Source organism: Dorea sp. 210702-DFI.3.125 (genome assembly GCF_020560945.1).
Classification (GTDB): Bacteria; Bacillota; Clostridia; order Lachnospirales; family Lachnospiraceae; genus Dorea; species Dorea formicigenerans.
In genome coordinates this window covers 1-1,589 of sequence record NZ_JAJCNF010000069.1, presented here as the reverse complement: position 1 = coordinate 1,589, position 1,589 = coordinate 1, and the positions used below count along the sequence as shown (strand labels likewise).

The 1,589-nt window shown below is 41.8% G+C and carries 1 protein-coding gene; it reads right to left on the bottom strand.

Annotation, left to right across the window (positions count from 1 at the left end):
* Positions 1–72: 72 nt before the first annotated feature.
* Positions 73–1,452, bottom strand: coding sequence for a transposase (locus LI164_RS15550; protein ID WP_227087375.1), 1,380 nt, complete (start codon positions 1,450–1,452; stop codon positions 73–75).
* Positions 1,453–1,589 lie beyond the last annotated feature (137 nt).

The window sequence follows — 1,589 nt, the reverse complement described above, 5'->3', positions numbered from 1 at the left end:
ATAAAGACTTCCCATACCCAAAATGGGACTTGTACCTTGAAAACTCTATATTTCAGCTAACAAAATAGCGATTTATGCCACTGATACCGTTGGATGCAGTGCTTTCTGAAGATATTCCGGAAGTCGAGACTCAAAATCGGTAACGAATTCAGAAATCTGGTCGTCCGTCAGTTTCAGTATCTCCTGAAGACTCGCGACAAGTGCTTCCATAAGGATATAAAACGAGCGTGAAAAAGTGATATCTGCCATTTCATCCGCAAGATAGAAGAACAGTTCCCCAAGAGTTCTTTGGTCAGAATTCTGCCGCTGCTCCAGAGCGAGCAGCATGTATCGTGTAAACACGATTGCAGTATGAGCCGTCAATGCATCATAGGACAGACTATGGCACTCACCAATAAGATTCAGCATAGACTTACAGGTTTTGAAGAATACCTCGATCTGCCATCTTTTCCCATAGATGCGTATGATTTCTTCTTCAGACAGACTCATGTCAGTGCATACGAAAGCAAGCCAGTCTTTACGATTAGCCTTGTTGCGAACACAAACGATTTTTGCAGGAATAGAGTTCTCCTTACCGAGCATTACATCTACAGAAAGCAGATATTTTGAACGACCACGACGCTTCTTATTACGGGAGTAGATTTCTTTTATGCTGAGCTTTTCGCCGTTATATTCGTACTTGATACGGCTGCTTTTCTTGATCATGGCAATGACATCAAGCTTTTTTTCTTTGATTGCCTGAATCTGTGCCGGATTCGCAAACCAACAGTCAAAAAGCACATAGGAGGCAGAGATTCCTGCTTTCAGGGCTGTATCAATTAGTGTCAGCATCACTTCGGGAGCCTTTGTCTGAGCCAGTTTTCGTCTCTGACCTGCGATAGTTCGCTTGTCAAAGGATTTAACCGGGCCAATTACATTGGATTCTTTCGAAGAAGCAACCAGACAGCTGTTAACCGGAATCAGAGTATTTCCATCACTCCAGCTGAGGGTAAGCATTCGATAGCCTTTCTTGTAAGTCATATCGACATGATCAAATACCCTGGAGCCAAGCTCGGTTTTCTTACAGCTGCTACGATTAAAAAGACTGTCATCGATAATGAATACATCTTTGCGGTCTTCAGAAGTCAGATCCTTTAAGTCGTTGTTGATGATATCGGCAGCAAGCAAAGTAGTAAAGCGAAGCCAGTTTGTTTTAGTGGAATTCAGGAAACGGTAGAAAGTATTCTTGGAAAACTCCTCTTTAAACGATCCGATTTTCTTCTGCATATACATACTTTTGCCAACAAAGATATTTCCAAGCTTGTAGCGAAGCAGTGTAATGGCTGGAACACCTTTTTCTTTCGTTCCGTTGCACTTCTTCAGAAGCTTACCGACCTGGTGTTTTGAAAAAAATCTCTGAATGCAATCAACTAAGGCTACCTCATTTGTGTTGTTCTGTGATACAATGGACATGGCATAAATCCCCCTTGGTTATTGGTTTCTAGTCAACTCCATTATACCAAATGGACCGGACTTATGCCTTTTTTATTGGCTGAAATATAGAGTTATCAAGGTTCAGCACACCTTATTGGTGTGGGAAGTTTGAGTTA

Excerpts from the sequence above, each read along its gene's own strand:
- LI164_RS15550 (WP_227087375.1), bottom strand. The coding sequence starts at position 1,452 with ATGTCCATTGTATCACAGAACAACACAAATGAGGTAGCCTTAGTTGAT.